Below are 7,767 nucleotides of genomic sequence, written 5' to 3'. Positions count from 1 at the left end.
ACGAGAGGACCGAGTTGGACTAACCTCTGGTGTATCTGTTGTTCCGCCAGGAGCATTGCAGAGTAGCTACGTTGGGAAGGGATAAGCGCTGAAAGCATATAAGCGCGAAACCCACCACAAGATGAGATTTCTTTAAAGGGTCGTGGAAGATTACCACGTTGATAGGCTATAGGTGTAAAGGCAGTAATGTCATAGCCGAGTAGTACTAATAACCCATAGGCTTATTGTACGCCTGTTTTTTTACTAAGTTCAATACAATTATTATAGTATTCATGTATGATGGTATAAATTACCCTTTTTTCAATATGTTAAGATATTTGTTTTGATTTTTAATCAAAACGCTGTAAGTAATAAGGTTAAACTTATTACAACAGCTATAACTTAAGGTGGTTATAGCGACGGGGCTCACCTCTTACCATTCCGAACAGAGAAGTTAAGCCCGTTAGCGCCGATGGTACTGCATTGTGGGAGAGTAGGTCGTTGCCTTTTTTGGAAACCCCTTCATTGAAAAATGAAGGGGTTTTTTTGTGTTTTATTTTTAACTAAATTATTACAAAATAATGTGTTGAAATACAATTGATTATGATTTATTTCGCATTAAATATTTGTTTATATAATTTGACATATGATTAATGTTTAGGTATATAGAGTATTTATATTCAAGATTTTGTAGATGATAATAATGATAATTTACTTGGAATATGAAGCGTAAAATATATAAACTATATCACATTATTATTTTTATCAAAAACTTGCAAAAATATTCTTCAAATTAGTATCTTCAATATCTATTTTAAGCCTAATTAATGCAAATAAATAAAGAACTCGAATTAGCTTGGGAGTTTGTAAATAAAACAAATCGCTCTATTTTTTTAACAGGTAAAGCAGGTACTGGTAAAACGACATTTTTACACCGTTTAAAAATGAATAGTTTAAAGCGTTTGGTTGTTATTGCTCCAACGGGTGTGGCAGCTATTAATGCTAAAGGAGTTACCATTCATTCTTTTTTTCAAATGCCTTTTGGGCCTATTTTACCCGATACCGATTTGAATGCTTCTAAAGGATTTAATCGGAAATTCAGTAAAACTAAAATCAATATAATTAAATCGATGGATTTGTTAGTTATTGATGAAATTAGTATGGTTAGAGCAGATTTATTGGATGGTATTGATAGAACATTACGTCGTTTTAGAAATAGAAGTAAGGTTTTTGGAGGGGTTCAAGTTCTAATGATTGGTGATTTGCAACAACTATCACCTGTTATTCGAGATAATGAATGGGATTTATTAAAACCTTATTATAAAAATGGATTCTTTTTTAGTAGTCATGCCTATCAAGAAAGTGATGCTATTTCAATCGAGTTAAAACATATTTATAGACAAGAAAATCCAGTATTTATTGAAATACTTAATGAGATTCGGAATAATGTTCTAACGGAATCTTCTGCTAAAGAATTGAATAAACGATATATCCCAAATTTTATTCCAGAACCAGATGCAGGATACATTTCTTTAACCACACATAATAATAAAGCAGAAGCGACTAATAACGCAGAGTTAGTTAAATTAAAAACCAAAACATTTTCATATAAAGCCGTTGTTGAAGGTAAATTTCCAGATCATGCTTATCCTAATAGTGAGAAGCTTGAATTAAAGGTGGGGGCACAGGTTATGTTTATTAAGAATGATAGTGGACCAGAGAAGCGTTATTTTAATGGGAAAATTGGTAAAGTTATTCATTTAGATAAAGATGAAGTCGTTGTACATTGCCCTGATGATGAGTTTAATATTATTACCAAACCTGAGATTTGGGAAAATATAAATTATTCTGTTGATGCTGAAACTAAAAACATTTCAGAAGAAAGGATAGGTGCTTTTACCCAAATGCCTTTGCGTTTGGCTTGGGCCATTACCATACATAAAAGCCAAGGTTTAACTTTTGAAAAAGCCATCATAGATGCGCAAGGTGCTTTTGCACATGGACAAACCTATGTGGCATTAAGTCGTTGTAAGTCTTTAGAAGGCTTAGTATTGAAAAGCGAAATTAATTCTAGTCAGATTATTAGTGATAGCCATGTGATTTCTTTCAATAAAAATGCAGAAAAAAATGAACCAAATGAAGCTGTTTTAGCCGTTTCAGAAAGAAATTTTCAACTAGATTTAATGGTTGAAGTGTTTGATTTTTATGAATTTTTATATCCAATCAATCGAGTTTTAGATATTTTTTATAAAAACAGAACTATTATTGAGGGGCAAATTGAAGCACCATTATTAATTATAAAAACAACGGTAACTAATCTTTTAAAAGTGAGTACTGGTTTTATAGCACAATTAAAACAACTTTCGGAAGATGAAGGTTTGCCTGAAATGAGCGATTTAATTCAAGAACGTTTTATAAAAGCCGTTGCTTATTTTAAAACGGAGACTGAAAAGCACATAGTTGAATCATTAAAAACCTTCAATTTTACCACTGATAATAAAGCTGTTGGAGCAGATATTGCTAAAAACAGTGATGCACTAGAAGAACTTCTAGAAATTAAACTATTATATTTTAATAGCTTGTATAAAGGTTTTTCTACAAGTTCCTTTTTAGCATTAAGGGCTAAAGCAGTTTTTATAACAAAAGAAGCTCCTAAAAAACCACGAAAAGCGGTTGTAGATGGTACAACAAATGTAGACTTATTTGAAAGGTTACGTGTGCTTAGAAACGAAATTGCCCAAGAAAATGATTTAATTCATTATCAGGTTTTTGCTCAAAAAACATTGTATGAAATTTGTGAAACACTGCCATTAACAAAGCAAGAACTTAAAAAAGTGAATGGTATGGGCGATGTGCGGATTAAAAAGTATGGTGAGGTTATCTTAAAAGAGATTAGGGCTTATTGTGAGGAAAATGGTATTGAAACTACTGAAGACGCCAACATTTTTGAGGAACAGCAACCCAAGAAAAAGAAGGTAGATACAAAAAAAGCATCTTTAGAATTGTTTAAATCTGGAAAAACGATTACAAAAATTGCTGACGAACGTGAACTGAATGAGAATACAATATTCGGGCATTTGGCAAGTTTTATTGCTTCGGGCGAAATAGAAGTTTCAGAACTAATGTCAAAGGAGCATTATGATGAATTATTAGAGTTAATTCCGAAGAAAATATTTGAAAATTTATCAGATTTAAAAAATCAATTAGATGACAAATTTAGCTACGGAGAGATACGATTGGTAGTTGAAGAAATAGGAAAAAGTATTTCTTAACAACATTTAAGTTTTTCATATCAGTAAGGTTAGAGATTGAATTGGACTAATGGTTTTAGTTTAAATTATTTAATTACTTTAGTAAGCCTATGGATGTTATTATACAATCGACACTAAAAACACTAGCAAAGTCTAAACCTTTATTAGATCATTTAAATGATGCTACTTTTAGTAATACATCGATAGCTCCATATTATTCGAGTATAGGAATTCATTTAAGACATATTTTAGATTTTTACGATTGTATTTTTGCTGTAAACTTAAATAATATCATTGATTTAACGACAAGAAGTAGAAATCGTGTAGTGGAAAGTGAATGTGATAGTGCTGCTAGATATTTAAATTCAATCATGGATAACTTAAATAAATTTGGTTTAGCGATGACAGATTCTGTTTTAGTAACGGATGATTTGGGCTTAGGAAAAGTAGAAATGACTTATAGTTATGGTGCTTTGTTTTCACAAGCGAACAGTCATACTATTCATCATTATGCTATAATAAATTATATTATGGAAGGCTTAAATATTTCAATAAACGATTCCGATTTTGGATATAATCCTACCACTTAAAAGAAATATCATTTTAATTGTTTTTTTTAAACATACTGTTCATGATAATACGTATACCTTTGAAAATTAAAAAAACAGCCATAGCACATATTAAGCAAGCTATAATTAACAAAGGAATGTAAAGTGTATTTTCTTTATCGCCAAGTGCCATTGTCATTAAGATAGGGCCAATAAATAAGCTTAGTAAAGCGAAAATTAATGTTTTAATCCCTTTAAAAAGTATTGTTTTATCTGTTTTGTTAGTTTCCATTATTGTAATTTTTAATTGATGAACGGACATCTTTATGTCTCTTTAGAAGAGTTTTTGCCTCTTCTTCAGTGATACTAAGTTCTGCCATGATCATTTTAGTACCTCTATCTACAAGTTTGTTATTACTTAGTTGCATATCAACCATTTTATTGCCTTTTATATGTCCTAATTGAATCATAGTAGTGGTGGTTATCATATTAAGCACTAATTTTTGCGCAGTTCCCGCTTTCATTCTTGAGCTTCCAGTAACAAATTCAGGACCAACAATAACTTCAATTGGGTATTGAGCTGTTTGCGAAAGCGGACTATTTTTATTGCAAGTAATGCAGCCGGTACTTATGTTGTTGGTATTACATGCTTGTAAAGCGGCAATAACATAAGGCGTCGTACCAGAGGCAGCAATACCAATGACGACATCTTTGTTTGAAATTTCATAAGATTGTAAATCTTCCCAACCTTGTGACTCAGAATCTTCCGCAAACTCAACAGCTTTTCTAATAGCCGTATCGCCACCAGCAATGATGCCTATAACTAAATCGTGAGAGACACCAAAAGTAGGAGGACATTCAGAAGCATCTAATATGCCTAAACGCCCACTAGTACCAGCTCCCATATAAAATAGGCGTCCACCATCTTTTAACTTTGATACAATTATACTTACTAAAGCTTCTACTTGTGGAAGTGCTTTTTCAACAGCTGTAGGAACAATTTTATCTTCATTATTAATGTTAGATAATAATTCAGAAATGCTCATCTTTTCGAGATGATTATAGTTTGAATCTTGTTCGGTTGTTTTTGTAAAACTCATAATTCAAAAGTATGAATTATTGATGATTTTAATCAAAAAGAATGTTGTCAACTTCTAATTTTTTATTATTTATAAAATCATAGAGAGTTAACTGTCTTAAAACATAATAATCTTGCCAAAATTTTTCTAGTGAGTTTAAGTATTGTAAAACAGCTTTATCCTTTTCTTGTAAAGCAATATTTAAATCGGTTATAGTAATTTTGTCTAAAACATATCTTTTTTGTGAGATGTCATAACGTTTTATGGCTATTTCTTTGGCTTTTTCAGCTGTTGCTAAAAAGTCTCTTTGACTAGACCAATTCAGTACGTGTAAATAAATTTCTTGTTCAAAAGCTAATTTTTCCTGGTCTATATTATTATTGGTCAAGTCTAAATCTGCTTCAGCCATTTTACGTCTTGATTTTGAAACACCCCAATCGAAGACAGGGATACTAACAGACACAGAAACATTTTGTTGCTGATTAAAGTTGTTAAAAAGATTATCAAAGTCATCGCCATTTTGTGAAATTCCAAAATTAGCAGATACTCCAAGTTTTAACCTGTTATTTCCCTTTTGAAAAGCCAATTCTTTTTCGGATTCTAACCTTTTTCTTCTAAACTCAATAACCGTTTTTCTGTTTGATTGGGCTTCTTCTAAAGCTTTATCGATGTTTACCTCAAAAAGAGGTAAGTTGTCAGGAACATCTAATTGAATATTTTCCGAATCTAACTCTAAATACCTTGCTAAGTTTTGAGAAGTTCTTTTTAATTCTATAGTATTGGTAGTTACAACATTTCTAGAATTTAATAGGGTGAGTTCTACTTGTAATAATTCATTTTCTGCAATTTTTCCAATTTTGAATCGTCCTTGTGAAATTTGATACAGTGTATCTTGATTTGATAAATTCACTTTGGCTATTTCCAACTGCATTTGTGCTTTAAGTAACTGGAAATATCTTTGACAAGTAGTTACTGATATGTCTTCCATTTTTTCAATAAAGTCCCGTCGTGATTCTTCATAAATTAAAGGTTCAATTTTTTTATCCCATTTAAAAGGATTGTAAAACAACGAATTTTGATAATATCTTATAGAAAAAGGTACTACAGAATACCCAATGTTATCGTCAAGCCCAAACAATTCAATACGCTCTAAATTAGTGTTTAAAGAGAGTGTACCACCTGTATATGGAATGTTTTGGGCAATAGATAATCCACCTTCTAAAATTAATTGATCTTGGTTTACAAAAACATCTTGACCAGCATCATTAGTTATTCTACGCACTGCTTTATTGTATTCGGGTAAAGTTGCATTAAACCTTAATTGAGGTAAAAAACTCGCTTTGTAATTTCTAAAACGCCAATAATTAGACTGATTTCTATTTAAGGTTATTTTATAATCTGGAGATTGTTTCTGCGCTAAATTAATGGCTTCGTTTAAAGTTATTTTTTTTGATTGCGAAAACGCTAAACAAGACAGAGTTATTATTAATACGAACAATATTTTTTTCATCTCTTTGGCTTTGTGTTCCTAGTATATTTTAATCATTTATGGTATATTATTCCGATCGAAGTGCTTGAATAGGCTTTTTATTAGCAGCTGCTTTCGCAGGAAATATTCCAAAAACAAGTCCTACTATTACTGCAATAAAAAAGGAAATTAATATGGAATTAAGAGATAGTACCGTTTCTATACCTGAAACTATTTCAATAACATAGGCTCCAATAACGCCAACAATTATTCCTATAATACCACCACCAACACTAATTAATACCGACTCTGATAAAAATTGTAAAATAACGTCTTCTTCAGTAGCACCTATAGCACGAATTATTCCTATTTCTTTGGTTCTTTCTAATACCGAAGCTAGCATTATATTCATAATACCAATACCTCCAATTAGTAAAGAAATACCAGCAATAATACTTAATACAATATTGAATATTTGTTTTGTTTTTTGTTGTTGTTTAAGTAGTTGAATAGGGATAGCAATTTCAAAATCTAATACATCGTTATGTCTTCGTTTTAGAAGTTTACTTAAAACTTCAGCAGTCGCTTTTAATTCATTTGAGTTGAAAACTTGAATGGTTAATTTATCTATTTGATGATAATTACCTCTAGAAATTCTTTTCTTGGGACCATTTTGGTTGTTAGTATTTGCTTCTAAATCGTCGGTTATTATTTTTCTATCTCTGTAACGAACTAAAAATGTTTTTATAGGAATGTATATATCTTGGTTTAAGTCTCTAATACCTAAATCTTCTTGAGCTTTATCAGATATTAATTTTTCTTCAATAACACCAACAACTTGTAACCAAACATCTTTAACTTTGATGTGTTTGCCTAAAGCACTTTCACCAGTAAAAAGTTTTTTCTCTACTTTTTTACCTATAACGCAAACAGGAAGTGCGTTGTTTGTTTGGTAATTTGTGAAAATTTTACCTTTTTCAATATAAATATTAGAAACTTTAAAAAATGCAGCAGAAACACCAATAAGCTTTACAGAGTTTTGCTTTCCATCATTTATAACATAAGTATCAAGAATTATTTCTGGGCTTACAATTTTTACACTGGGTATTGTTTTAGTAACACTTAAAGCATCTAATATGTCTAAACCTTTAGAAAATTTTTTAGAATCATTGTTTGTTGTTTCTTCTTCACTTTCGCTATCACTCTCATTTTCAAGGTCGGGTAAAGGAGTTACAACAATATTATTGACTCCAACCAATTCAAGTTGAGATAAAATTTCTTTTTCAGCTCCATTTCCAATGGCAAGCATAGTTATTACCGATGCTACTCCAAAAATAATACCCAAAGCAGTTAAAAATGTTCTTACTTTATTTGTTTTAATAAACCAATACGCCTCATTAAAATTAGATTTAAGTTTTTCTAAAAGTATTTTATCTATCATG

The 7,767-nt window shown here is 30.7% G+C and carries 6 protein-coding genes and 2 rRNA genes (1 of these 8 cut by a window edge); 4 read left to right on the top strand and 4 right to left on the bottom strand.

Annotation, left to right across the window (positions count from 1 at the left end):
* From QLS71_RS01065 to QLS71_RS01050, 4 genes are all read left to right on the top strand, one after another.
* A 23S ribosomal RNA gene (locus QLS71_RS01065) occupies window positions 1–229 on the top strand (it extends 2,606 nt beyond the left edge of the window).
* A gap of 153 nt (window positions 230–382) precedes the next feature.
* A 5S ribosomal RNA gene (gene rrf, locus QLS71_RS01060) occupies window positions 383–489 on the top strand.
* Window positions 490–806: 317 nt separating this feature from the next.
* Complete coding sequence (locus QLS71_RS01055; protein ID WP_308992310.1) at window positions 807–3,251, top strand: helix-turn-helix domain-containing protein; 2,445 nt, start codon at window positions 807–809, stop codon at window positions 3,249–3,251.
* Window positions 3,252–3,340: 89 nt separating this feature from the next.
* A complete protein-coding gene (locus QLS71_RS01050; protein WP_308992311.1) occupies window positions 3,341–3,820 on the top strand; it encodes a hypothetical protein in 480 nt (159 codons plus the stop codon).
* Window positions 3,821–3,833: 13 nt separating this feature from the next.
* Here the strand turns inward: QLS71_RS01050 and QLS71_RS01045 are convergent, their stop codons facing one another.
* From QLS71_RS01045 to QLS71_RS01030, 4 genes are read right to left on the bottom strand one after another with little or no spacing between them, the layout of a single operon-like run.
* Entirely contained in the window at window positions 3,834–4,070 is a 237-nt protein-coding gene (locus tag QLS71_RS01045) for a DUF6095 family protein (protein ID WP_308992312.1), read from the bottom strand.
* A complete protein-coding gene (gene murQ / locus QLS71_RS01040) occupies window positions 4,060–4,878 on the bottom strand; it encodes an N-acetylmuramic acid 6-phosphate etherase (protein ID WP_308992313.1) in 819 nt (272 codons plus the stop codon). The genes QLS71_RS01045 and murQ overlap by 11 nt, the downstream gene beginning before the upstream one ends.
* 28 nt (window positions 4,879–4,906) lie before the next feature.
* A complete protein-coding gene (locus QLS71_RS01035; protein WP_308992314.1) occupies window positions 4,907–6,367 on the bottom strand; it encodes a TolC family protein in 1,461 nt (486 codons plus the stop codon).
* 46 nt (window positions 6,368–6,413) lie between these two features.
* On the bottom strand, window positions 6,414–7,766 hold the full coding sequence (locus tag QLS71_RS01030) for an ABC transporter permease (RefSeq protein WP_308992315.1): 1,353 nt from the start codon (window positions 7,764–7,766) through the stop codon (window positions 6,414–6,416).
* Between the last annotated feature and the right edge of the window lies 1 nt (window position 7,767).

Source organism: Mariniflexile litorale, assembly GCF_031128465.2.
Taxonomy (GTDB): domain Bacteria; phylum Bacteroidota; class Bacteroidia; order Flavobacteriales; family Flavobacteriaceae; genus Mariniflexile; species Mariniflexile litorale.
The sequence above is the reverse complement of the archived record's forward strand: the minus strand, read 5'-3'. Positions and strand labels throughout refer to the sequence as shown.

Coding starts and splice junctions, on each gene's coding strand:
- QLS71_RS01055 (WP_308992310.1), top strand. CDS start 807: ATGCAAATAAATAAAGAACTCGAATTAGCTTGGGAGTTTGTAAATAAA.
- QLS71_RS01050 (WP_308992311.1), top strand. CDS start 3,341: ATGGATGTTATTATACAATCGACACTAAAAACACTAGCAAAGTCTAAA.
- QLS71_RS01045 (WP_308992312.1), bottom strand. CDS start 4,070: ATGGAAACTAACAAAACAGATAAAACAATACTTTTTAAAGGGATTAAA.
- murQ (WP_308992313.1), bottom strand. CDS start 4,878: ATGAGTTTTACAAAAACAACCGAACAAGATTCAAACTATAATCATCTC.
- QLS71_RS01035 (WP_308992314.1), bottom strand. CDS start 6,367: ATGAAAAAAATATTGTTCGTATTAATAATAACTCTGTCTTGTTTAGCG.
- QLS71_RS01030 (WP_308992315.1), bottom strand. CDS start 7,766: ATGATAGATAAAATACTTTTAGAAAAACTTAAATCTAATTTTAATGAG.